Genomic DNA, 24,639 nt, shown 5'->3' with positions numbered 1-24,639 from the left:
TCGGGTTGCCCTGGCCGTCCGGCCAGGGCAACCGTCGTCGGCTATGCGGCCGGGCAGCCGGCTCCCCCGCCCCGGCCCGCGTTCACCGGCGCGCCGCGCGGACCCGTTCGAGGCCGAGCTGCGGGCTGGTGACGAGGCGGTAGTCGGCCGACTCCGCGTCGGAGAGGGGATCGCCCCGGACCGGGGTGAAGTCGGGTCCGACGGAGTCGGGTGCGTGCACCACCTGCAGCTGCGCCCGCACCGCTTCCTCCCGCAGCCGGTCGGTGATGACGCGGGTGGACGAGTCGGCCGCCTCCCGCAGGTCGGACAGACCACCGATGATCTCCGCGAAGGACCGGGGGGAGACGTCGTCGTCCGGCTGCGCGGACTGCTCGTCGCCGATCAACCGGTCCGAGGTGCGGAAGAAGCCGTCCTTGCCCAGGTAGCGCTCGTACATGATGGTCACCAGCGCGAAGAGGCGCATGTACGCGCGCCGGTAGGCGAATTCGAAGAACCGCAGGGCCTCCGTCTCGCCGACCTCGCCCCGGTCCATCGACGCGACGCACGCGGCGGCGGTCAACGCGCTGTAGAGCGCGAGGTGCACACCGGTGGACAGCAGCGGGTCCAGGAAGCACGCCGCGTCACCCACGATCGCGTAACCCGGCCCGCAGAACTGGTCCGCGATGTACGAGTAGTCGGTCTCGACCCTCGTCACGCCGAGGAACTCCGCCCCCGCGGTCAGGCCGGCGATGGTGGGCGAGGCCGCGATGAGGTGCCGGTACAGCTCGTCCGACGACGGGTGCTCGTGACGGTCACGCGCGAAGGCGTCCTTGGTGGTGACGTAGCCGATGCTCATCCGCCCGCCGGCCATCGGGATCACCCAGTACCAGCCCTCCGGCGAGGAGATGATGTTGATGCCGCCGGACGGCGTCTCGGGCAGCAGCGTGGCACCGGTCCAGTAGCCCCAGATGCCGACGTTGCGCAGGTTGTTCAGCGGCTCGCGGTTGCCGAAGTGCCGGGTGCTGAGCAGCCCGTTACGCCCGCTGGCGTCGACCAGGAAGTCGAAGTCGTCGATGGTGAACGGCTCGCCGTCGTCCGGGGCGCATTCCACGGCGACCGGGCGGCCGTCGGCGAACCGCACCGACCGGCCGGTGACACCGGTGGTGACGGCGACCCCGTTGTGCCGGGCGTGCTCCAGCAGCAGCGCGTCGAACTCGCTGCGGTCCACCTGCCACGACTGCACCCCGGACTGCGCCTGCCAGTCGAACGCCCACTGGTCGTCGTCCCAGTGGATCACGCCTCCGTTCTTCTTCACGAAGCCGTGGTCGTCGAGCGTCTTCGACATGCCGATGACGTCCAGCACCACCCGGCACGACGGCGTGAGCGACTCACCCACGTGGTATCGCGGGAAGTGGGCGCTCTCGATGAGCCGCACGTCGAGGCCGGCCTGGGCCATCGCCGTTGCCGCGGTGCTCCCGGCCGGGCCGCCACCGATTACGAGGACCTTCATGTCTTCTGCCACCTTGCCGTTCTGGCCGTAGCCACGCAGGGATGGTGCACGACGACGCGCGTTTCCACGGCGGCCACCGGGGCCACCGCCGGAATCAGGGGGTGGTGCCGGTCATGGTCGGATCCGGCAGGCGTGTGCCGTGGGTACCGTATCGACGGTCGTGCGCCGCACGGGTCGAATCCGATGACGAACGAAGCAGCACAAGCATCCCCATCCTCGCACGAATGAGATAGACGATCGTACATGAAGATCGGTGTGGGCACCGCTACTCTCCGTGGGTCGGCGTGCTGCGGCGGTGGGCCGGAGCAGCCACCCTTCCGGCGGCCGTACTAGGGTGCTTTCCGGGGCAAAGTGTCCAGGTGGTCGAGGGGGTCCGATGCGGCAGGCCAAACGGCTGAAGAGTGTCCGGTACGACATCCGGGGGCCGGTGCTGCGGCGGGCACAGGAGATGGAGGCCGCCGGCCACCGGATCCTCAAGCTGAACCTGGGCAACCCGGCGCCCTGGGGGCTGGCCACGCCCGGGCCGATCGTCGCCGACGTGGTGCAGAACCTCGTCGAGGCGCAGGGGTACAGCGACGCCCGGGGCATCTACTCGGCGCGGGTCGCCGTCGCCCAGCGGTACCAGAACCTCGGCGTGACCGGCGTCCAACCGGACGACGTGCTGCTCGGCAACGGGGTCTCCGAGCTGATCATGATGGTGTTGCAGGCGCTGCTCGACTCCGGCGACGAGGTGCTGGTGCCCAGCCCGGACTACCCGCTCTGGACCGCCGCGGTGAACCTGTGCGGCGGGCAGGCCGTGCACTACCGCTGCGACGAGAGCGCCGGCTGGCAGCCCGACCTGGAACACCTGGCCGCCCGGATCACCGAACGCACCCGCGCCCTCGTGGTGATCAACCCGAACAACCCGACCGGCGCGGTGTACTCGGAGCAGACCCTGCTCGGCATGATCGAACTGGCCCGCCGGCACGGCCTGCTGATCTTCGCCGACGAGATCTACGACCGGATCGTCTATGACGGCGCCACCCACCACACGCTCGCGGCGCTCGCGCCGGACGTGCCGGTGGTCAGCATGGGCGGCCTGTCGAAGGTCTACCGGGCCGCCGGCTTCCGCTCCGGCTGGCTCGCCACCAGCGGATTCACCGGCACCGACACGGACTACGTGAACGGGCTGCAACTGCTGGCCAACCTCCGGGTCTGCCCGAACGTGCCGGCCCAGCACGCCATCCAGACCGCGCTCGGCGGCTACCAGAGCATCGACGAGCTGATCCGGCCCGGCGGGCGGCTGCTGGAACAGCGCGACCACGCCTGGCGCGAGCTCGTCGCGATCCCCGGCGTCGACTGCGTCAAGCCGGAGGGCGCGCTCTACCTCTTCGCCCGCCTCGACCCGGCCGTTCACAAGATCCACGACGACGAGAAGCTCGTGATCGACCTGCTGGAGCAGCAGCATCTGTTGATCTCGCACGGCACCGGCTTCAACATCGACACCCCCGACCACCTGCGCATGGTCTTCCTGGCCCCGACCGACGTCCTCGACGACGCGATCGGCCGCGTCCGCACCTTCCTGTCCACCTACCGGCAGTAGGAGGGAGCCGGCTACCAGCTCACGACCAGCCTGCTGAGGCCGTAGAAGACGTGCGACGGGCGGAACACCACCCCGTCCGGCTCGATCCGCAGGTCGGGGAAGCGACGCAGCAGCGCGGGCAGCCCGACCCGGAGTTCCATCCGGGCCAGCGGCGCGCCGATGCAGTGGTGCACGCCGTGACCGAACGCGAGATGCCCCACGGCGCCGCGCCCGATGTCCAGCTCGTCGGGGCGGTCGACGGCGGCCGGGTCCCGGTTCGCGGCCGGCAGCGACAGCAGCACCAGGTCACCGGCGGGGATACGCACGCCCCCGAACTCGGTGTCCGCGCGGACCAGCCGGGGCACCCCGGCCTGCACCACGCTCAGCCACCGCAGCAGCTCCTCCACGGCCGGCGTCACCGCCGCCGGGTCGTCGCGTACCCGGGCGAGTTGCGCCGGGTGGCACAACAGGGCCAGGGTGCCGAGGGCGAGCATGTTGGCGGTCGTCTCGTGGCCGGCGAGCAGCAGGAAGTTGGCCAGGCCGGCGAGTTCGGCGTGGGTGAGGTCGTGGCCGTGCTCGCGGATCAGCATGCCGATCATGTCGTCGCCGGGGGCGCGCCGGGCGCGCCGCACCAGATCCGACATGTAGTCACGCAGCCCGCGGCCCACCCGCAACCGCTCCCGGACCGGCACCGAGACGTCGATGAGGCGGTTCGTCTGCGCGTTGAAGTCGGCCCGGTCGGCGGCCGGCACGCCGAGCAGTTCGCAGATCACCAGGGAGGGCACCGGCAGGGCGTACCCGGCGACGAGATCCGCCGGTGACCCCCTGCCCGCCATCTCCGCCAGTTGCCGGTCGACGATGCGTCGCACCCGGGGCTCCAGGGCACGCATCCGCCGCAGGGTGAACTCCCCGGTCAGGGTCCGGCGGAGCCGGGTGTGCTCCGGCGGGTCCACGCCGAGCAGGTTGCCGAAGCGCAGCGGTGCGCGTTCGTCGTCGGTGAGGTCGTCCAACCCGGGCAGCGGCGGCATGGCCGACGGGTCGTTGCTGAACCGCGCCGAGTCGGCCAGCACCGTGCGCACGTCGTCGTGCCGGGTCAGCAACCAGGCGGTCAGGCCGAACGGGGTGGTGACCCGTTCGACGACCCCGGCGTCGCGGAGCCGGCCGAGGTCGGGTGCCGGGGTGAAGCCGGCGCGGCGCAGGTAGACGGGAACCTCCGGCGCGGCGGCGGTGCCGACGGTCATCAGCGGGTCCTCTGCAACACCGTGACCGCCATCTCCGCGAGGTGGCGTTTGGCCAGGTCGGTGGCGTCGCTGGCGGCGAGCACCGCCAGCGCGCGTTCCCCGCGCACCGATATCTGCTCCTCGACCCGGGCCACCGCGCCGACGTCGACGAGGATGGCCCGCACCCGGTCGAGTTCGTCGGCGGTGAGGTCGGTGCCGATCTTCGTCCGCAGGTAGTCCGCCGCCGCGGCGTCGCGGGCGTCGGCGAGGGTGAGGGCGGTGGCCAACAGCACCGTCCGCTTGCCCTCACGAAGGTCGTCACCTGACGGTTTGCCCGTCACCGTGGGATCGCCGAAGACCCCGAGGAGATCGTCGCGGAGCTGGAACGCGATGCCGATGTCGACGCCGTACGAGCCGTAGGCCGCGGAGAGTGCGGGATCGGCGTCCGCGATGGCCCCGCCGAACTGCAACGGTCGCTGCACCGTGTACGACGCCGTCTTGTACCGGTCGACCCGCAGCGCCGACTCGACGTCCTCGTCGTCGCCGGCCTGGGTGATCAGGTCGAGCAGTTGGCCGTACATCACCTCGGCGCGGGCCGCCGACCACACCGGCGCGACCCGGATCTGCGCGTCCGCCGGCAGCCCGGAGTCACCGACCAGCGCGTCGGCCCAGATCAGGGCCAGGTCCCCGACCACGATCGCGGTGCCCACGCCGAACGCGGCGGGGTCGCCGGAGAAGCGCCGGGCGCGGTGCCGCTCGGCGAACGCCACGTGCGCCGAGGGGTGGCCGCGACGCGTCAGGGAGGCGTCGATGATGTCGTCGTGGATCAGCCCGGCGGCGTGCAGCAGCTCGAACGCCGCGCCGGCCCGCAGCACCGCGTGTGCCCGTGGGCCACCCGGGTCGCCGCCGGCGCCCAGCCAGCCCAGCCAGACGAAGACCGGCCGGATCCGCTTGCCGCCGCGCAGCACGAAGCTCTCCAGTTCGGCGACGGTCGCCGCGAAGTCCGGACCGAACGCCTCGGCCTCGCCCCGGCGGCCGGCGAAGAAGTCGCCGAGGGCGGCGTCGATGGCGGCCACGTCCACGGCCCTGGTGGCCTGGGTGACGGTCATCCCCTGCTCCCCCGTTCCCCGTCGGACGCCCGGGAGGTGGGCGTCGTCATCGGGCGGGGTCCAGGGTCACCCGCAGGGATCGGGGGGCACGGGTGAGCATCCCCTCCTCGACGGGCACGAACCCGTCCCGGTAGCGGATCACGGGGAAGCGGCGCAGCACGGCGGGGATGCCGATCGCCGCCTCCGCGCGGGCCAGCATCGCCCCGACGCAGAAGTGCCGGCCGGCGCCGAACGAGAGGTGACTGCTTCCCGCGTTGAACGCCGTGTTCACGTCGATCTCGGTGCGGTGCAGGTCGAACCGCTCGGAGTCGACGAACTCGTCCTCGTCCCGGTTGGCCGCGCCGATCAGGCAGAACATCGTCGCCCCCGCAGGGACGTCGACCCCGGATATCTCGCGCGAGGTGAGCAGCCGACGCAGCAGGATGTGCGTGGGCGGGTTGAGGCGCAGGGACTCCGCGAAGGCCCGCAGCGCCAGCTCGGGGTCCGCCCGGACGTCGTCCATCTGGTCGGGGTGGTCCACCAGGTTCCGGAAGGTGGAGGCCAGGCCCCGTTCGGTGGTCTCGCCACCGGCGGCGAGCAGGAGGCTGCAGAAGTCCAGGATCTCGCGGTCGGTGAGCGTCGCGTCGTTGATGGTGGCCGTGCACATCGACGAGATCAGGTCGTCGCCCGGGGCCGCCCGCCGCTGGTCGATGACCTCCTGGAGATACTTGTCCAGCTCGCGCTTGGCCCGCAGTCCGGCCTCGGCGACGTCGGGGTCCTGGGTGTAGTTGCCGACGTAGTCCGCAGCCGCCCGGTACCACACCTGGAACATGGCGTAGTCCTGCCGGGGCAGGTCCATGATCCCCATGATCACCCGGATCGGGAGCAGGGCGCAGTAGTCCCGCACCAGGTCCGGGTCCGGCCGGGCGGCGAGTTCGTCGAGTAGCTCGTCGGCCGCCTCCGTGATGACCTCGCCGTACGAGGCCAGTGGCCGGCCCCGGAAAGACGGCGAGACCAGCCGGCGGTGCCGCCCGTGCTCGGCGCCGTCCATCTCCAGGATGCTGCGGCCCACGAGTTCCCGGACGGCGGCGTAGGTGGCGGTCGAGTAGTCCTCGTGGGTCAGGGCCTCCCGCACGTCGGCGGCGCGACTGATGATCCAGCCCAGCCTCGGGTCGTGGTGGATCGGGAAGTCGTTGCGCATCGTCCGGTAGATCGGGTACGGGTCCCTCGCGAACTCCGGTGACAGAAGATCGGGCGGAGCGGCGTTCACCATCGCGTCCATTCCTCCTTGCTGTGGCGGTCGGTGCCCCGGTCGGCTGGATTTCAGTTGTCGGCGTAGAACTGGCCGGCCCAGTGCCGGAACTTGCCGATCGGGCCGTCGCCCTTGACCAGTCGAGGGTGTTCCAGGTAGGTCTTCGTCGACCAGATCGGCACGTCGCGGGTCGCCTCGGGCGAGACGATGAGCAGCGCCGCACGCGTGAGCGCCCGGGACAGGGCCGCGGACGCCGGGCCGGTGACCGCCGGGCCCTGGCGGGTCCGCGCGGCGGAGATGCTGGTGGCGAAGCGGAACTCGATGCGCCACGGTGCTATCGGGGTGGCCATCGCCCACATCCGGGCGCGCAGGCCCAGCTGGGGGACCTCGGCGTTCACCAGGATGTAGCCGAGGCCCGAGACGCTGGTCTGGTACTCGACGCTCCTGGTGCCGATGACCGGGAACCGCTGCTTCCAGCGGTACCGGGCGTGGAAGTGCGGCCCCTCGAAGCTGATCGGTTCGGCGATCTCGATGCCGTAGAACTTGTGGAAGACCGAGAGGTGCCCGATGTCGACGGCGTTCTCCACGACGTCCTGTGGGTGTCCGGGCAGGACCTGGCACCGGATGGCGGTCAGCGGGAAGCCCTGCTGGTTGAGGTCCGGCGGTTCCCACGACGGCGGCAGCCCCTTCGGGGAGAACCAGACGAAGACCAGCCCTCCCCGCTCGCACACGGGCCACTGCGCCAGGCGGGCGGCGGGCGGCGTGTGGTCGGTGTAGCCGGTGCGGACGCACGCCCCGTCGGCACCGAACTCGAAGCCGTGGAAGCCGCAGACGAGCGCCTCCCCGGCCACCCGCCCGGCGGTCCCCAGATGGGCGCCCAGGTGCGGGCAGTAGGGGTCGGTGGCCCGCACGACGCCGCGTCGCGTGCGGTGGACGACGACGTCGCGGTCGGCGATCCGGCGGGTGACCACCGGGGTCCGGCGTAGCTGCGCGGCGGTGCCGACGCAGAACCAGCCCTCGGGATACGGCAGCGGCGCCCCGATCGCCTCGTCCGCCGGGGTCGGACCGCGCTTCACGTTACGGTCATCGATCATGGCACTTCGGGTCTCCTCGGGCCGTGGGCAGCCGTCGGTCCGCTGTCGCGCGACCGGTGGGCACGAAAACGCAGCAGGGTGCTGCCGCACCCGACGTCGGGGGGTGCCAGGTCGTCCAGGGTGGAGCACAGCCGGGCGCGCTGGGAGTCGCTCAGGCCGTGGAAGACCTCGGGGCCGTACCGCGACCACCACCGGCTGGGAGACATCCCGCCGTCCAGGGTCCGCTCGCGCCGCGAGGTCTGCGCCGAGGTGACGGTGAACCCCGTCTCGGCCAGGCCCGTCAGGTAGGTCTGCGGTGGTCGCAGCCGCCACCGGGTCGGCGTCGGCGGGCCGGGGATCCCCGCCTGCTCCCACGCCCGCAGCAGCAGTTCCCGAAGTTCCGCGAGGCTGCCCACGACCGGCACCTCGGCCACGAACCGCCCGCCCGGGGCGAGGGCCGCGGACACCGCGCCGAACACCCGGGTCGGCACCGCCATCCAGTGCAGGGCCGAGTTGCAGAACACCGCGTCGTACGGCGCGTCCGGCGTCAGCGCCTCGGCGTCGCCCAGGTCGAAACGGATGCCGGGATGCCGGCGGCGGGCCTCGGCGATCATCGACTCGGAGTTGTCGAGGCCGTGGACGGTCGCGCCACGGTCGGCGATCTGGGCGGTGACGGTCCCCGTCCCACACCCCAGGTCGAGGACGTGTTCCCCGGTGCGCGGGGCGAGGAGGTCGACGAGGCTCCCGCCGGAGCTGACGACGTGCCCGTACTCCGCGTCGTAGGTGCCGCCGCGCCAGTGGAAGGTCGCGGGCAGTTGATCCGCCGGTGTCACGGCTGGCCGGCCCTCTCCAGGAAGTTGGGTTGGTCCTCGCCGGTACGCAGGTGCTCGCTGCGGTACCGCTCGTTGCCGCGCGACCAGTCGATGTTTCCGCGGACCCAGGACTCCATCGCCGCGATGTAGCGCGACACCTGGTGGGCCTGCTCGGCGGTGTACCCGCCGGACGAGGCGAAGAACGCCACCGCCGACCTGCTGGCGGCGACGAAGTCGGCGCACCGTCCACGGAGCATGGCGGCCACCTCGTCGGCCGCCTCCCGCATGGACCCGCCGCGCGTCCGCTGGACCACCAGCACGATGTTGTTCACGTTGCCTTCGCGCTTCTCGGCCTCGACGGAGAAGACGTCGTTGGCCCACAGCACCAGGTCCGCCGTGTTGTCCAGCAGTTGCTGGATCCTCGGGTGGGCGTGGACGTCGTCGGTGAGTTCGATGCCCAGCCCGATCTCCGACAGGTCCATGCTCGGTCGCATGCCCCCGAACCGTCGCCGGGTCCGGATGTACGTCGGCAGGTCCGGGGCGATGCCGCGCCGTCGGTTGTGGGACTCCCAGTGGCATCCTTCGAGATAGTCGGTCAGGTGGCGGACGAAGCGTCGACGCCAGGTGAGCGAGCTGCGGGCGGTGAGCCGGTCCCAGATGTCACGGATGGCCAGCTCGATGGGGTTGCCCGACCGGGCCACGGCCCCGGGCGGGGTGAGCGGGAACCAGCTGACCGTCTCGTGGATCAGGGCGACGAAGCGCTCGTCGTCCTGGGCGTCGGGGATCCGCTCCAGGTAGTCGTCGAAGATCGCCCAGACCGCCATCCAGTCGGTGATGACGCACAGTTCCTCCAGCGGAGCGAACGGATAGGCGCGGGCGACCAGTTCCCCGAACCTGGTCCGGTCGTAATGGAACTTCGCTTCCTCCGACCGGAGCAGGCCGAACTCCCGCAGGTACTCGCGTACGTGCACCTCGGCCTCGTCCACGTGCGGGTTCTGCCGCTCGGGGAAGGGTACGGAAAGATCAGGAACGGTGAACGTCATGAACACGGCCTCCGGCGGGATCGGATTGCTGGCTGTGCCGGTTTCAACTCGTTGCTCCTGCCGGACATCGACCGGGCCCATCGCGCCCGATCGTCGGAATGAAGCACCCAGGCGGGATTCAGGAAATGGGGAGGGTGGGCCCGCACCGGCCCGATGAATACGCCCGACGCCGCAGCCCAGCCTAGGAGCGGCAGACGAAGGATGGCAAGACTGTTCTCAGCGGAAAGTCAACATCGGATCACTCAATGTCACCGGTCCAGCTCGGGTGCGACCGGCCCGAACCCGGATACCGCAGGTCGGGAAACCACCCCTTTGCCCTGGTCACGCACATACGGTGAACCACCTCCGCGAATCGCGTCCCAGCATGCGGGTGATCGCCGCGCGCCTGACCGCGTCGGCGGCGGCGACACCGACCCGCCCCCGGCGGGGGCACGCTGGAGGGTCGTCGCGCGCCGGCGGAAGCGTGTCGAATGCGCGACAAAGCCGGAAACGACACACCCGCCGCCGGGCTGGAATAGGGCGGTGCAGCCTCGGTCGAATATGTCCGGCCGCCGATACTCCGGGGCGACGAAAATGGATGCGGTCGGTTCGGTCACCTACCCGGCCACGGCCGGCACGAGATCCCGGCCCACGGGCGGAAAGCCCGCCGACCCAGCTCGCCGCACACGGACCGGCGACACCCGCGCTGGTCGACGGGCCTGCGCGCCGTTCCCGGACACGGCACCGGCGGCGCGGTCACCGATCACGCCCCCATGGGCGTGCCGACCACCGCTACCATCCTCTGTGGAAGATCGGGTTCGTCCGTAAAGTGATTTCCCTTGCCTCTTGCACGCTTATGCATAAAGAATGATGGTATGGCGGATAATGCGCAGCTTCGGCGGGAGCTCGGGCTGAGAGAAGCGGTCGCCCTCGGGGTCGGCGGCACCATCGGCGGCGGGATCTTCGTCCTGGTCGGCACCACCGTGGGTGAGGCCGGCCCGGCCGCGCCGCTCGCCTTCGTCCTCGCGTTCGCCGCCGCCGTGCTCATCGCGCTGCCCTACGCCGAACTGGCCAGCCGGTTCCCGCGCGCCGGCGGGGGCTACGCCTTCGTCCGGGCCGCCCTCGGCCCGCACCTGTCCTTCCTGATGGGCTGGGGGTTCTGGGGTTCCTACGTCTTCATGAGCGGCTTCATCACCCTCGGCTTCGGTGGCTACCTGCACAGCCTGACCGGCCTGCCGCAACCCATCGGCGCGCTGGTGGTGATCGCCGCGAGCACCGCCGTCAACGTCGCCGGCATGCGCCTGGCCGGGCTGGCCCAGAGCCTCGTGGTGGGACTGACCGCGGTCGCCCTGCTGGGTTTCGGCGCGGTCGGGCTCCCGCACGTCGACCTGGACCGGTTCACCCCGTTCGCCCCGCACGGCGTCGGCGGCGTGGTGACGGCGGCGTTGTTCGCCTTCCTCGCGTACGCGGGGTTCGACATGATCGCCGCGGCCGGTGAGGAGATCAAGGACCCGGAACGGACGCTGCCCAGGGCGATCCTGTTCACCCTGCTCGCCGTGCTCGGCGTGTACCTGCTGATCTCCGTCGTCTCGGTCGGGGTGGTCTCGGCCGGCACCCTGGGCCGCTCGGCCGCGCCCCTGGCCACCGCGGCCGAGGCGTTCGCGGGCCCGACCGGGCAGCGGCTGGTCGCCGTGGTGGCGGTCTTCACCACGGCGGCGACGAGCAACGCGGTGCTGGTGGTGATGTCCCGGATCGCCTTCGCGATGGCCCGCGACGGCCTGCTGCCCCGCCAGCTCAGCAAGGTCGGTGGCCGGACCGGCACCCCCTGGGCGGCCGTGCTGTTCAGCAGCGGGGTGCTCGCGGTGGTCGCCCTGGCCGTGTCGGTGCCGGTCGCCGCGGCGATCGGCGGCTTCCTCTACGTGGTGCACTTCATGCTGCCGCTGGTCGCGCTGGTGGTGCTGCGCCGCCGGACGCGCACCGTCCCCGGCTTCCGGACCCCGCTGGCCCCGGTGGTCATCCCGCTGGCCTTCCTCATCTGCGCGGTCTTCCTGGTCGCGAGCGGCCCCACCGGAATCCTCGGCGCGCTGGCCTGGCTGGCCGTCGGCTTCGCCGGATACCTGCTCGGCGGGCGGTCCCGCCGCCGCCGGTCCGCCCCGACCGTGCCGGCCGCCCCGACGCCCGCGGTCACCGCCGGCGGACCGGGCGGCGGTGGCACGGCGGGCTGACCGCACCCCAGGGCGTCCAGGGCCGTCACGAACCGTCCCCGCGCAGCTCCACCCGCTGGCCGACGCCGGCGGCCACCGCCCGCCGGTAGACCGCGAATCCGGTGACGACGTCCTGCGCCGCCAGGCCGAGCGACTTGAACAGGGTGATCTCCCCGGCGCTGGACCGGCCGGGGTGGTCCCCGCCGAGGACCTCACCGACCTCGGCCCGGACCGCCTCGATCCGGAAGTGACCCTCCCGCGCCGCGAGCAGCAGGTCACCGGCCTCGGCTCGGGCCGACTCGCGGCTGTCCACGAAGACCGCGCAGCGCCCCACCAGGTCACCGGCGAGTTCCCGGCGGTGGGCGAAGGAGGAGCCCACGGCGTTGATGTGCGTCCCGGCGGCCACCGGCGCGGCCGGCAGCACCGGTTCGGCGGCGGCGGTCACCGTGCAGATCACGTCGGCGTCGGCCACCGCCGCCGGCACGGTGCCGGCGACCGTCACGTCCAGGTCCAACTGGTCGCGGGCCCAGTCGGCGAGGGCGTGCGCCGACGCCGGGCGGTGGTTCCAGACCCGTACCTCCTTGACCGGGCGTACGACAGCGATCGCCCGCAGGTGGCTGCGGGCCTGCACCCCGGCACCGAGCACCGCCAGCACGGTGGCGTCGGGGCGGGCCAGGGCGTCGGTGGCCGCGGCGGACGCCGCCGCGGTACGGATCGCGGTCAGCGCGGCGGCGTCGATCAGCGCCGCCGGCAGCCCGGTGTCCGGGTCGAAGACCAGCACCAGACCCACGTGTACGGGCAGACCACGGTCGGCGTTGTCCGGTTTGATCAGCACGGTCTTCAGCCCGTACCCGGCGTGCGGCTGCGCCGTGCCGGGGTCGGGGGCGGCGACGTGCGCCGGCATCACCGCGAGCACCTCCCCGCCGGGGCTGCGCACCATGTGCCGCACGGGTTGCACCACCCGCCCGCCGCTGTACCGGCGGAACGTGTCCCGCATCAGGTCCACCGCGTCGGCCATCGGCAGCAGCCGACGCACCGTCCCGCCGTCGATCACGATCATCGGTTCGTTCCGCCCGTCGCCGTGGCCGCCGCCAGTTCCGTCGTCACCGCCGTCACCAGGTCCTCCGGCCGGTCCTGGAAGAAGAAGTGGCCGCCGTCGAAGAGCCGCAGGCCCCGGAAGTCGGCGCTGTGCTGCTTCCACTCGGCCAGCCCCTCGGGCGGGGTGACCCGGTCCTCGATCCCGCCGAAGGCCGCCACCGGGCACGGCAGCGGCCCGTCCGGCCGGTACCGGTAGGAGCGGCAGAGCTGGAAGTCGGCCCGCAGGATGGGCAGCGTCAACCGGAGCATCTGCGGATCGTCGAGCATCTCCGGCGGTACGCCGCCCAGGGTGCGCAGCGTGGCGCAGAAGTCCTCGTCGGAGTCCGCCGGGTCGGGCATGACCCCGGGTGCGGCGCCGGCCACCGGCCAGGAGGCCGCCGCGAACAGCGCCGGGGGCGGCAGCCCGGCACGCTGCCGCAGCCGGATCAGCAGGTAGCCGAGCATCGCGCCCATGCTGTGGCCGAAGATGGCGTACCCGCCCGGTGGTTCGGCGGCGAGCGGCCCGGCCAGTGCGTCCGCCAGCGCCTCGGCCCCCCGGTGGCAGTCGGTGAACGACGGTTCCCGGTGCCGCCCCTGCCGGCCCGGCAGGCGCACGGCGCGCAGCTCCACCCAGTCCGGCAGCAGGCCCGCCCAGCGGCGGAACATCGAGGCGCCGCCACCGGCGCAGGGCAGACAGTACAGCCGTACCGCCGCCGCCGGGCGGGGTTGGTAGGTCAGGTACCAGGTGGGGCCGGGCATGCCGGAAATCCCTTCCGCTCGGTACGGTCCGACGACGGGACGGTCAGCACAGCGAGTTGCCGATCATTTCCTTCATCACCTCGGTGGTGCCGCCGTAGATCGTCTGCACCCGGGTGTCGACGAACGCCCGCGCCACCGGGAACTCGGTGGTGAAGCCGTAACCGCCGTGCAGTTGCAGGCAGCGGTCCACCACCCGCTGGCACAGTTCGGTGTTCCACCACTTCGCCATGGCCGCCGACTCGGTGGTCAGCCGGCCGGCGGCGAACTCGGTGACGCACCGGTCGGTGAACGACCGCGCCACGGCCAGCGCGGTCGCCAGTTCGGCGAGCAGGAACCGGTTGTGCTGGTGCCGCCCGACGGACTGGCCGAAGACCTGCCGCTGCCGGGTGTAGCCCAGCGTCTCCTCGAACACCCGCTCGGCTGCGGCCAGCGCGGCCACCGCGATCCACATGCGTTCCTGACGCAGGTGGCGCAGCAGGTAGCCGGTGGCCCTGCCCTCCCGGCCGAGCAGGTTCGCCACCGGCACCGGCACGTCGTGGAAGTACAACTCCACGGTGTCCAGCGCCTTCATGCCGAGCTTGCCGATCCGGCGGCCCCGCTCGAAGCCCGGCATGTCCCGTTCCACCACCAGCATGCTGAGCCCGGCGTCGCCGGTGCGGGCCACGACCAGCAGCAGGTCGGCGAGGTGGCCGTTGGAGATGAACGTCTTCTGCCCGTTGAGCAGGTAGTGGTCACCCCGCCGGACGGCCGTGCTGCGGATGTTGCCCAGGTCGCTGCCGGCCTCCGGCTCGGTGATGGCGATCGCCCCGATCAGCTCGCCGGCGCAGAACCCGGGCAGCCAGCGCCGACGCTGCTCGGCCGAGGAGAGGGTCCGCAGGTACGGCCCGACGATCTCGTTGTGCAACGGCAGGGCGGGGGCGTGCACGCCGGCCCGCGCCAGTTCCTCGGAGAGCACCACGTGGAACCGGTAGTCGGGGTTGCCGCCGCCGCCGTACTCCGGGTCGACGTCGATGCCGAGCAGCCCGTGCCGGCCCGCGCGCAGCCACACCTCGCGGTCGGTCAGCCCGTCGGACTCCCAGCGCGGGTAGTTCGGCAGGATCTCCTTGTCGATGAAGGTACGGACCAGGTCGCGGTAGGCGCGGTGGTCGTCGTCGAAGATGTCCCGGGGCGGCGCCGAGGTGATCACGACGAGACCGCGGCGGCCGGTACGGTCCAGGCCGGCAGCAGGTCCCGCAGCCGGTTCATCATGGCCTGGCAGTACGCGGCGTTGTGGTCGATGCTGCGGTGCCGGGGGTACGGCATCTTGCGCCGTCCGACGTGGTCGACCCGCAGCCGTACCGGGTCGGCGTCGCCGGTGTCCAGCGCCAACCCGGCCGCCGCCCAGGCCGGCAGCTCCACGTCCAGGTGGTAGCGCCCCTGCCCGAGGATGCGCAGGTGCTCCAACGGCACCGAGGGTGCCACCACCGGCTCCCGGTAGACGTACGGACGGCCGACCAGGTCCAGCTCGAAGGCCGCCCGCAGGGTCGGCTCGTCGAGCCAGCCCTGCTCGCCGGCGAAGTCGGCGAGCAGCTCGTCCATCTCGGCGCGGTGTTCGTGCAGCACCAGGTGCAGCGCCTTGCCGATGTTGTTGATGTCGTAGTTGCCCAGCCCGGCCACCGACTCGGCGAAGAACGCGCAGACCGGGTTGTCGACGCGCCGCTGGTAGTAGGCGGCTGCGGCGGCGAGGAAGTCCCGGTAGCCGCACCGGCCGGTGCGGTCCAGCTCCCGGGCCAGGTGGAAGGCGACCCGGCCGTTGTAGAGGCTCACCACCGCGTAGTAGAACCAGGCGCCCTCACGGAACTCCTCCGGGGTCACCCACCGGGTGCCGACCACCACGTCGGCCTCGGCCACCTCGTCGTCCACCCGGACGGTGATGACGCCCAGCTCGTCGCGGCGCTGGTACATCGGGGTGTTGTGCAGCAGCAGCTGGGGGTACGTCACGATCGCGTCCGCGCCCGAGCGGCAGAGCCGGGCGATGCCGTCGCGGAAGGAGTCCAGCGTCTCCCCGGGCAACGGCCAGATCAGCTCGGTGTACGAGCTGATCCCCTTGTCGTGCAGCTTCTGCTGGAGTTCCACGTACGTGGACTCCTTGATGTTGGCCCGCTCCACGATCCGCAGCGTGTCCGGGCTGACGGTCTGCAACGAGACCGGCTGGCTGGCCAGCAGCCCGCCCTCGACCAGGATCTCGGTGATCTCGGTGACCCGGTCCGGCCGGTTCTTCGCCGCCTGCATCGAGATCATCAGCGGGTAGCCGTGCTCCTGCTTGCCCCGCACCAGGTGCCGGGTCAGCTCGACGTCGCGGGGCAGCGCGCCCCAGTTGGCGTCCGCGATGAAGATGCTCTCCACGCCGTTGCGGCTGACCCAGCTGAGGTCCCGCAGGACCCGGTCGAGGTCCCAGCGGTGCACCTTGTCGTTGGTGGCGGCGCCCCAGTAGCAGTAGGTGCACCGGAACGGGCAGCCCCGGTTCGTCTCCACCACCGCGAAGGTGTACTCGCCGCCGTCGAAGATCCCCGCGTCGTACGGCGAGGGGATCTCGTTGAGGTCGGTGAACCGGGGCGGCTTGTCGGTGGTGACCAGTTCGCCGTCCCGCCAGAAGCTGACCCCGGGCACGGCGTCGAAGTCGGGCCGGTCCCGCAGCAACTCCCGCAGGTAGGCGGCGAACGTCCGCTCCCCCTCCCCGTTGCAGACCAGCACGTTCTCCCGGTGCGGCGGCACGTACTCCGGGGCGTGGTTCATCACCTGGGGCCCACCGAGGATGTACTGCGCGTCGGGGCGTTCGGCCAGCAGCCGGTCGAGCAGGTCCCGCATCCGGCGCATGTTCCACAGGTAGCAGCTCAGCGCGTACACGTCGGCCCGCTGCGCCAGCAGGTCGGCGGCCAACTCGTCGAGGGGATCGGTGACCGGCCGGGCGTGGATGCGGAACGCGTAGCCGGCGGCGACCGTCGGGTCCTGCTGCGCGTACGCCTGCAGGTAGCCCGACGTCAGCGGCAGGCTGTTCGGGTAGAGCGGCAACTCCACCAGGGCCACCGTGCGTACCCCGGCCCGGGTCGGGACATCCGTCGTGGTCACACCGTTCGCGGTCACCGCGTCCTCCGGTCCGGTCCGCCGCGCTGCTGGAGCGCGTCCGCCAACTCGTGCAGGATCTCGTGTTCGAAAAGGTCCTCGGCCCCGAAGTGCAGGCCGCGTTCCCGGGCCCGCGCAGCGACCCGCATGGCCTGCAACGAGTCGCCACCCAGGTCGAAGAAGCTGTCCTCGCGGTCGACCGTGTCGATGTCGAGCGTCTCCCGCCACAGCTCGACCAGCAGCTGCTCCACCGGGCTGAGCCCGGCCGGGCCGGCCGGCGCGGTCCCGGGCGGGTCCGCCGCCGGGACGGGCAGCGGTCGCAGGCTCAGCTCCCCCCGGGCCACCTTGCCGTGCGGGGTCAGCGGGACGGCGTCGAGGCACCCGAACAGGTGCGGCACCATGAACGGCGGGAGGACCCGGCCGAGCTCCTCGCGGAGCCGGTCGGCCCGGGGCGGTCGCGTCGGATCGGCGGGTACGACGTACCCGATCAGCCGGTCGGCTGTGGCGTCCTGCGGCGAACCGGGCCGGACGACCACGGCGGCGTCGCGGACCTCGGGCAGCGCCCGCAGCGCCACCTCGATCTCACCCAGCTCGATCCGGAAGCCCCGCACCTTGACCTGGTCGTCGGCCCGCCCGACGAAGGCCAGGTCGCCGCCGGGCAGCCGGCGGACCAGGTCCCCGGTGGCGTACATCCGGCCCGGCGGCCCGGTGAACGGGTCGGGCCGGAACCGTTGCCCGGTCAGCTCCGGCCGACCGAGGTAGCCACGGGCCACGCCCGTGCCGCCCAGGTACAGCTCACCCACGGCACCGGCCGGCACGGGACGTTCCCGCTCGTCCAGCACGTACGCGCGGACGTTGGCCAGCGGACGGCCGATCGGCGGGGCGACGTCGTGCGGGTCGGCCGGGTCCATCTCCCCGCAGGTGGCGAGCATCGTGGTCTCGGTCGGGCCGTAGACGTTGTAGAGCCGGAACGGCAGCCCGGCCGGCGGGTAGCGGTGCAGCTTCTCGCCGCCGAGCAGCAGGTGCCGCAGCCGGGTCCGGTCGGCCGGCCAGGGGTAGGTGAACAGTTCCCGGGCCAGCACGGTGGTCAGGAAGCAGACCGTGATGCCCCGCTCCACCAGCCAGTCGCCGAACTCCGTCGGCGAGTCCAGCCGTCGGCGGTCCACCAGGTGCAGGGTGCCGCCGTTGGCGAGGCAGGGCCACACCTCCAGGCCCCAGCCGTCGAAGGAGGGCCGGGCCAGTTGCGGCATCCGGTCGCCGGGGCGGACCTCGAAGGTCTCCCGGTACCAGTCGACCAGGTTGGCCACCCCGTCGTGCGGCACCAGCACCGCCTTGGGCCGGCCGGTGGACCCGGAGGTGAAGGTGACGTAGCAGACGTCCTCGGCGGAGGCGACCGGTGGCGTCCCGGCCTCCGGGGTCGACGTGCCGGGATCGGCGGGCGGCGTCAGCAGCGTCTCGACGGTGACCACCCGGGTGGCCGGGGGGACGCCGTCGTCGGGTAGCGCCGCCCCGGGTCCGGTGACCAGCACCCGGCAGTCGGCGTCGGCCAGCATCGTGGCCAGCCGGGCGGTCGGTTCGTCCCGGTCCAGGCCGACGTACCCGCCGCCGGCGAGCAGCACCCCCAGCGCGCAGGTCACCAGTTCCGGCGACCGGTCCAGGAGCAGCCCCACCAGGTCGCCGCGCTCCACCCCGTACCCCCGCAGGGTGGCGGCGACCCGGGTGGCGGCGGCCAGCAACTCGGCGTAGCTCAGCCGGCGGTCACCGGCGACGACGGCCGGCTCGTCGGGCTGGCGGTCGGCCCACCGGCGGACCCGCTCGGCCACGGTGCTGCGGTCGGGACGGGACACCACGGTCCGGTTGGCGTCCTCGATGACCGCCAGCAGCTCGTCGGCGTCGAGGAGGGGCAGGTCGACCACCTGCCGGTCCGGCTCCACGGCAGCCTCCCGCAGGAGGGTGGCCAGGTGCCGGGCGAGTTGTCCGGCCGGCACCCGGGGCCACTGCGCGGGGACCAGCACGACCCGGGCCCCGACCGATCCACCCGGACCGGCGACGACCGCGACCGGTTCCGGGGCACCGGAGCCCGGCGGTCCCGCCGGGACCGGCCCGTCGGCCCCGGTGGAGCGTCTGGTCGACTCGATCGTCTTCACCAGCGCGCCGAACCGGTCCTGTGGGTCGACCGGGAACGTCACCGGGTGGGCCGACGTCGTGGCGGTGTCCGGTTCCCGCAGCGCCACCGTGACCCCGGTGCGGCGGGTGTACCGCATCAGCAGCGTGCCGACGGCCGCCACCAGCACGTCGGTCCCGCTGCCGCCGAGCCGTGCGGCCAGCGCCGCGATGTGCCGCTGCGGCTCGCCGTCCAGGTCCAGCGCTCTCGCCGGGGCGTCCACGTCGGCCGCTGCGCCCGTGTCGGCCGGGGTGTCCGTGTCCGCCGGGGCGTCCGGGTCGGCCATCGGCCCGGCAGGGGGTGGCGTCATGTCGTCTCCTCGTGTCCACAATGCGGGCAGCCTTGTGCCGGCTGTTCATGCAGATAGTGACGCGGCACCAGCAATTGCGGAGCGACCCAGCGGAATGCGGTGGGCGCACGCGCGCCGATATTGCGCGTCGAAACGTCCGAGCAATTGGAGATCGATACTTTCCCGGCCGCCGGAGGCTGCACGGATACCGCAGATGACGTTCCAGGCGATGGATCAGGCGACGATTATCCCAGGGTGATCGCCACGACTGTGGACGTCTGCCATGCCACTTACCACACGCCTGACGGCCTGACCGCATACGCGCAGGTCACCGCTCGGGAGGTTATCCCGCGGTCGCCGCCGACGATGGACCCTTATTGCCCCCCGTAACTGTGTCCCATCCTCGCTGCCTGCGCCGGTCGCGTCGTTGCGGTGGACGCACGTCTGACGTAACACCGGCCCTCACGGACCGTTTGGAATGTATAACAAAGCGCAGCGGGACCGCAAGCATCAACAGGGCGACAGGGAAAGCCTGGTCGAACGTCATACCAACCACCGGGACATATCTTGATCAATTGCCATTGATCAATCAATGCGATCTTCCTGAAACCCGCAATGAGCGGGGCAGACGCGGCTGATGACGGCCGCCGGACACGAAGCCGCCGATGGGGGTCGGCATTTCCGGGGCGGGCGCTCGACACGATCAAGGGCCGGGCGATCGCGGCCCGGCAGCGCCTACCCTGCATCCATGTCGATCACCGACTCCACCCTGGCCATCGATGGGGCGCAGGCCGGTGCCGCGATCGTCCGCTCTACCACGGTTCCGCGCTGACACGTTTCGACAAGGCCGGGGGCGATTTCGCCACCGCCGCCGACCTCGACGCCGAGCAGGCCATCATCGACGTCCTGCGTGCCGCGCGACCGGACGACGCCGTGCCGGGCGAGGAGAGCGGACGCACCGGCCCGGCGGACAACGGCCGCACCTGGCTCGTCGATCCCCTGTGCGGAACGCTGAACTTCGCCGTACGGAACATGCTGGTCGCGGTCAACGTGGCCCTGCGGGTGGGGACCGCCGTCACCGTGGCCGCCTCGGCGGACCCGTTCACCGGGGACGTGTTCTGGACCGACGGCGACGCCGCGTACCTGCGCAACGGCGGGGTGGACGAGCGACTCGTCCCGTCGGCGGAGTCCAGCCTGGTGGACGTCAATCTCGAGAGGTGGGACACCGCCGGGCCGGGCACCGACACCCTGGACTGCCGGGCGTCCGCGCACCGGACTTCCCGGCCCGCGAACCGACATCGACGGCACTCGAATGCGGACGTCGCGTGGTGGCCCCGGTGGTAGGCTCCGGCTCGGGTAGCTCACCATTTCACCCTGATCCCGGTAAGGAGAGTGGGATGCGCCGACAGTCCGGAGCACCAGACGGGACGGTCATGTCGGCTATCTACCCCAGGGTGGCATTCATCAATGGGCTCCCTCAATATCGGGATCGTCGCGCATGTTGACGCGGGAAAAACGAGCCTGACCGAACGGCTTCTTCATCACACCGGCGTCATCGACCAGGTCGGAAGCGTCGACGCCGGAAGCACCCAGACCGACTCCATGGAGATGGAGCGACGTCGTGGGATCACCATCCGGTCGGCGGTGGTGTCGTTCACCATCGACGGTCTCCAGGTCAATCTGATCGACACACCGGGGCACCCGGATTTCATCGCCGAGGTGGAACGGGCGTTGCGGGTGCTCGACGGGGCCGTTCTGGTGGTGTCGTCCGTCGAAGGGGTGCAGGCGCAGACCCGCATTCTCATGCGGACGCTGACCCGCCTGCGGATTCCCGTCCTCATCTTCGCCAACAAGATCGACCGCGGTGGTGCCCGCTACCACGAACTGCTGGACGACATCGGGCGGAAACTCACTCCCCGCCGGCTGGCGATGAGCACGGTGACCGGTTCCGGCACCGCGCAGGCGCGGTCGATACCCCTGCCGCTGTCCGAGGGGGAACGCGCCGCGTCGGTGGCCGACCTGCTGGCCGAAGTCAGCGACACCTTCCTCGAGTCGTACCTCAGTGACACCACGCAGCTCACCGACCGCGACTACCGCGCGGAGCTGGTGCGTCAGGTACGCCGGGCGCAGGTGGTACCGGTGTACTTCGGCTCGGCCGTGACCGGTGAGGGCGTGGACGACCTGCTCCGCGCCATCAGGGAACTCCTCCCGCCCTCGGCCGGCGACCCGTCGGCGCGGCTGCGGGCGAGCGTCTTCAAAATCGACTGGGCGCCCGGCGGGGAGAAGGTCGCCTACGCGCGGGTGCACTCCGGCCGGCTCGCCGCCCGGGAACCGGTCGACACCTACCGCCGCGCCCGCACCGGCGGGGTGGTCGAGGGAGTCGGCAAGGTGACGTCGGTACGGGTCTTCGCGCACGGCACCACCACCCGTGAGACGGCGGCCGGACCGGGCGACATCGCCACCGTGTACGGGCTGGCGCAGGTGCGGGTCGGCGACCAGCTCGGCTCACCCGACGGGCTCCCCAGCGGCGGCTTCTTCGCGCCACCCAGCCTGGAGACCGTCGTCCGGGCCGCCCGACCCGAACAGAACGCGCAGTTCTACCAGCACCTGCTCCGTCTGGCCGAGGAGGACCCGCTGATCAACGTGCGCCGCAACGAGACCGACCGGACCATCTCGGTGGCGCTCTACGGCGAGGTCCAACGCGAGGTCGTCAAGGGCCTGATGCTGGACCGGCACGGCATCGAGATGACCTTCGAGGAAACCACCACGGTGTACGTCGAGAAGGTCGAGGGCACCGGTCACGGATTGGAGGTGATCTGGCAGAACGAGTTCGCCGCCACCGTCGGCCTGCGGATCGAACCGGGCGCCCCCGGCACCGGGGTGCGGTACCGGATCGCCGTCGAACCCGGTGGACTGCCCGCCGCCTTCCACAAGGCGATCGAGGAGACCGTCCGCCGCACGTTGCGGCAGGGACTGTTCGGCTGGGAGGTCGTCGACTGCGTCGTCACGCTGACCGACACCGCGTACTCCAGCCCGATCACCTCCGCCGGGGACTTCCGCAGGCTCACCCCACTGGTGCTGATGGCCGCCCTACGCACGGCGGGGACCACGGTCCACGAGCCGGTGAACCGGTTCGAGCTGGAAGTACCCGACGACACCGTCCACGCGGTCACCTCCCGGCTCGTCGCCGCCCGCGCGGTCGTCGACCGGTGCGACACCCACGGACCGGTCAGCCACCTGCAGGGCACGATCCCCGCGAGCAACGTCCACGACATCGAACGGCAGCTACCGGGCCTGTCCCACGGGGAAGGTGTCTTCGTCTCCACCCTCACCGGCCACCGCCGCACCACCGGCACCCCACCCGTCCGACCACGCACCGACGGCAACCCCCTGAACCGCAGGGAATACCTGACCCACGTACTCGGACGGGGGTGACAGACGCGCGGACGCCGCGCCGACCCACGTGAGGCGACCGGTCGTGGGCGAGGATGGACCCATGACCGACGAGTTGACCGTAGGGGTGCTGGGCGCGGGCATCATGGGCGCCGCCATGGCCCGCAATCTCGTCCGGGCGGGACACGTCGTCCGCGTGTGGAACCGGTCCCCGGACAAGGCGGCGGCCACCGGTGCGACCGTGGCGGACACCCCGGCCGACGCCGTACGCGACGCCGACGTGATCATCACGATGCTGTACGACGGGGCGACCGTCCGCGACGTGATCGGGCGGGCCGCACCGGGGCTGAGGCCGGGCGCGGCCTGGTTGCAGACGACCACGGTGGGCCTGGCCGACACGGCCGGGCTCGCCGAGGTCGCCGCCGAGCACCGGGTGGCGTTCTACGACGCGCCGGTGCTCGGCACCCGGCAGCCCGCCGAGGCCGGCCAATTGACCGTGCTCGCCGCCGGGCCGCAGACCGGCCGGGAGAGGCTCACCGCGGTGTTCGACGCGATCGCGGCCCGGGTGGTGTGGCTGGGTGAGGACGGCGCGCGGGGCGACGGCACGCGGTTGAAGCTGGTGGCGAACAGTTGGGTCCTGACGGTGACGCACGGCGCGGTCGAGACGCTGGCGTTGGCCGGGGCGCTCGGCGTCGACCCGGACCGCTTCTTCGCGGTGATCGAGGGCGGCCCGCTGGACATGGGCTACCTGCACGCCAAGACCGACCTGGTGCGGCAGGGCCGGCTGTCGCCGGCGAGCTTCGCGGTGGAGACCGCCGAGAAGGACGCCCGGCTGATCGTCGCGGCCGGCGAGGACCACGGGGTACGCCTCGACGTCCTGGCCGCCGGTGCGGAGCGGTTCCGGCGCGCGGCCGCGCAGGGTCACGGCGACGAGGACATGGCGGCGTCCTATCACGCCAGCTTCGTCCCGTGACGCTGTTCCGACGGCCGACTACCGGTGGTGGCGGGTGAGGCGTCGCATGGCGGCGTGAGCGGGAGGACCCCAGGACGGTTTGCCGCCGCGACGGTGGTGGACACCGGCATCGCCGATCAGGATGCCACCGAGGGCGCGTGCCATGGCCCACCCCCGGGCACGACGGACGGTGGCGGTGTCGGGTGCCGGCTGGTAGGCCCCGAGGAAGTGGTCGATGCCGTGGTCGGGTAGCAGGAGCCATCCGGCGGCGAGGTCGTAGGCGGGATCGCCCGTGCCGAGGTCGCCGAAGTCGATCACGCCGCAGAGGGTGCCGTCGGTGGTGAGGACGTTGGCCGGGTGCAGGTCGGCATGCAGCCAGCGCAACGGGCCTGCCCAGGCAGGTGCGGTGACGGCGTCGTGCCAGACGGCGTGCACGGCGTCCGGGTCGGGGATCAGGCCCCGTCCGGTGGCGTCGGTGAGCGCTGCGGTGAATCCCTCGGTGTGGTCGGTCAACGGGCCGCCCCGACTGCCGCCGGTCGGAGCGCCGGTGGGGGCAGGCTGGTGCAGTGCGGTGAGGAAGGTGGCCAGGGAGTGCGCCGCGTCGGTGGCCCGGGTGACGGGGTGCCGGTCGGCGGGGACACCCGGCACCCAGGTGGTGACGAGCCAGAACCGGGGGAAGCGGTCGGACGGTGTGCCGATGCGCTGCGGTACCGGGACCGGCAGCGGAAGGTGCGGGGCCAGGGTGGGCAGCCAGGTGAACTCCTTGCGCAGCAGCGCGTCCGCGCAGTCGGTCGCCCAGGGGAGCCGGACAGCCAGCTCGTCGCCGAGCCGCCACATCTGGTTGTCCCACCCGCGTGCGCCCAGCCGGACGGGAAGACCGGCGAGGTCGGGGTGTTGGTCCCGAACCAGCTCCTGGACCAGTTCCGCGGTGATCTCCTCTTCCCGGTGGGTCATGCGGAACAACGGTAGTCCCGCAGAGGCGTCTCGCGGGCCTTCGTCACCGGCCGGTCGCGACGACGACGGCCGGGAACTCGCGGCCTGGTTCCCGCGACGGGAGCACGCGTGTTGCGCGTCAGTCGCAGTGGTGATTGTGGACAGTGCCTGGATCGGGCATGCTGACACCGCGGTCGGACCGTTCGGCTCATCGGGGTGCAGAGAGAGTGCCCGGACCGCGCCGGGCGG

17 protein-coding genes and 1 pseudogene are annotated in these 24,639 nt (G+C 72.0%); 5 read left to right on the top strand and 13 right to left on the bottom strand.

Translation table 11 applies throughout. The features are described from left to right. Positions 1 to 82: 82 nt before the first annotated feature. Entirely contained in the window at positions 83 to 1,489 is a 1,407-nt protein-coding gene (locus tag H1A17_RS05450) for an NAD(P)/FAD-dependent oxidoreductase (protein ID WP_145919274.1), read from the bottom strand. Positions 1,490 to 1,865: 376 nt separating this feature from the next. Between H1A17_RS05450 and H1A17_RS05445 the strand changes: the two genes are divergently transcribed. Further along, positions 1,866 to 3,071 (top strand): pyridoxal phosphate-dependent aminotransferase, encoded by a 1,206-nt coding sequence (locus H1A17_RS05445; protein ID WP_145919273.1) that lies wholly within the window; start codon positions 1,866 to 1,868, stop codon positions 3,069 to 3,071. 11 nt (positions 3,072 to 3,082) lie between these two features. On the opposite strand, the gene H1A17_RS05440 is transcribed toward H1A17_RS05445, so the two are convergent. The 6 genes from H1A17_RS05440 to H1A17_RS05415 are packed head-to-tail and all read right to left on the bottom strand — an operon-like array spanning position 3,083 to position 9,619. After that, the gene (locus H1A17_RS05440) at positions 3,083 to 4,291 is read right to left on the bottom strand and encodes a cytochrome P450 (protein ID WP_194821229.1); all 1,209 of its coding nucleotides are present in this window, start codon (positions 4,289 to 4,291) and stop codon (positions 3,083 to 3,085) included. Beyond that, complete coding sequence (locus H1A17_RS05435; protein WP_194821228.1) at positions 4,291 to 5,379, bottom strand: polyprenyl synthetase family protein; 1,089 nt, start codon at positions 5,377 to 5,379, stop codon at positions 4,291 to 4,293. Before H1A17_RS05435 ends, H1A17_RS05440 begins: the two co-directional genes overlap by 1 nt. A gap of 46 nt (positions 5,380 to 5,425) precedes the next feature. Next, complete coding sequence (locus tag H1A17_RS05430) at positions 5,426 to 6,640, bottom strand: cytochrome P450 (RefSeq protein ID WP_194821227.1); 1,215 nt, start codon at positions 6,638 to 6,640, stop codon at positions 5,426 to 5,428. Between the two features lie 41 nt (positions 6,641 to 6,681). Next, entirely contained in the window at positions 6,682 to 7,704 is a 1,023-nt protein-coding gene (locus H1A17_RS05425; RefSeq protein ID WP_145919269.1) for a Rieske 2Fe-2S domain-containing protein, read from the bottom strand. Further along, positions 7,701 to 8,516: a trans-aconitate 2-methyltransferase gene (locus H1A17_RS05420; protein WP_194821226.1), complete on the bottom strand. Its 816-nt coding sequence runs from the start codon at positions 8,514 to 8,516 to the stop codon at positions 7,701 to 7,703. Before H1A17_RS05420 ends, H1A17_RS05425 begins: the two co-directional genes overlap by 4 nt. Further along, positions 8,513 to 9,619, bottom strand: a complete 1,107-nt coding sequence (locus H1A17_RS05415) for a hypothetical protein (RefSeq protein ID WP_194821225.1) — start codon at positions 9,617 to 9,619, stop codon at positions 8,513 to 8,515. Before H1A17_RS05415 ends, H1A17_RS05420 begins: the two co-directional genes overlap by 4 nt. Positions 9,620 to 10,392: 773 nt before the next feature. Between H1A17_RS05415 and H1A17_RS05410 the strand changes: the two genes are divergently transcribed. Then, positions 10,393 to 11,742, top strand: coding sequence for an APC family permease (locus H1A17_RS05410; RefSeq protein ID WP_145919268.1), 1,350 nt, complete (start codon positions 10,393 to 10,395; stop codon positions 11,740 to 11,742). Between the two features lie 25 nt (positions 11,743 to 11,767). Here the strand turns inward: H1A17_RS05410 and H1A17_RS05405 are convergent, their stop codons facing one another. Genes H1A17_RS05405 through H1A17_RS05385 form a run of 5 tightly spaced genes read right to left on the bottom strand, consistent with a single transcriptional unit; the run spans position 11,768 to position 19,133 of the window. Continuing rightward, the gene (locus H1A17_RS05405) at positions 11,768 to 12,781 is read right to left on the bottom strand and encodes an ornithine cyclodeaminase family protein (RefSeq protein WP_194821224.1); all 1,014 of its coding nucleotides are present in this window, start codon (positions 12,779 to 12,781) and stop codon (positions 11,768 to 11,770) included. Further along, positions 12,778 to 13,557, bottom strand: coding sequence for a thioesterase II family protein (locus H1A17_RS05400; protein ID WP_145919266.1), 780 nt, complete (start codon positions 13,555 to 13,557; stop codon positions 12,778 to 12,780). The genes H1A17_RS05405 and H1A17_RS05400 overlap by 4 nt, the downstream gene beginning before the upstream one ends. A 43-nt stretch (positions 13,558 to 13,600) precedes the next feature. Further along, positions 13,601 to 14,743, bottom strand: a complete 1,143-nt coding sequence (locus H1A17_RS05395; protein WP_194821223.1) for an acyl-CoA dehydrogenase family protein — start codon at positions 14,741 to 14,743, stop codon at positions 13,601 to 13,603. Continuing rightward, on the bottom strand, positions 14,740 to 16,680 hold the full coding sequence (locus tag H1A17_RS05390) for a B12-binding domain-containing radical SAM protein (protein WP_194821222.1): 1,941 nt from the start codon (positions 16,678 to 16,680) through the stop codon (positions 14,740 to 14,742). Before H1A17_RS05390 ends, H1A17_RS05395 begins: the two co-directional genes overlap by 4 nt. Then, the gene (locus H1A17_RS05385; protein ID WP_194821221.1) at positions 16,677 to 19,133 is read right to left on the bottom strand and encodes an amino acid adenylation domain-containing protein; all 2,457 of its coding nucleotides are present in this window, start codon (positions 19,131 to 19,133) and stop codon (positions 16,677 to 16,679) included. The genes H1A17_RS05390 and H1A17_RS05385 overlap by 4 nt, the downstream gene beginning before the upstream one ends. A gap of 727 nt (positions 19,134 to 19,860) precedes the next feature. On the opposite strand from H1A17_RS05385, the pseudogene H1A17_RS05380 reads away from it, so the two are divergent. From H1A17_RS05380 to H1A17_RS05370, 3 genes and pseudogenes are all read left to right on the top strand, one after another. Then, positions 19,861 to 20,327: pseudogene (locus H1A17_RS05380) on the top strand (inositol monophosphatase family protein); the annotation flags it as partial. 252 nt (positions 20,328 to 20,579) lie between these two features. Next, positions 20,580 to 22,547, top strand: coding sequence for a translation factor GTPase family protein (locus tag H1A17_RS05375; RefSeq protein WP_194821220.1), 1,968 nt, complete (start codon positions 20,580 to 20,582; stop codon positions 22,545 to 22,547). A 61-nt stretch (positions 22,548 to 22,608) separates the two neighbouring features. Further along, complete coding sequence (locus H1A17_RS05370; protein WP_145919262.1) at positions 22,609 to 23,478, top strand: NAD(P)-dependent oxidoreductase; 870 nt, start codon at positions 22,609 to 22,611, stop codon at positions 23,476 to 23,478. An 18-nt stretch (positions 23,479 to 23,496) separates the two neighbouring features. On the opposite strand, the gene H1A17_RS05365 is transcribed toward H1A17_RS05370, so the two are convergent. Beyond that, a complete protein-coding gene (locus tag H1A17_RS05365; RefSeq protein ID WP_145919261.1) occupies positions 23,497 to 24,411 on the bottom strand; it encodes an aminoglycoside phosphotransferase family protein in 915 nt (304 codons plus the stop codon). Positions 24,412 to 24,639 lie beyond the last annotated feature (228 nt).

Source organism: Micromonospora sp. S-DT3-3-22 (assembly GCF_015354745.1).
In the GTDB taxonomy this organism is placed as follows: Bacteria; Actinomycetota; Actinomycetes; order Mycobacteriales; family Micromonosporaceae; genus Micromonospora; species Micromonospora wenchangensis.
Note: the sequence above shows the minus strand (reverse complement) of the source record. Positions and strands in the feature narration are given on the sequence as shown.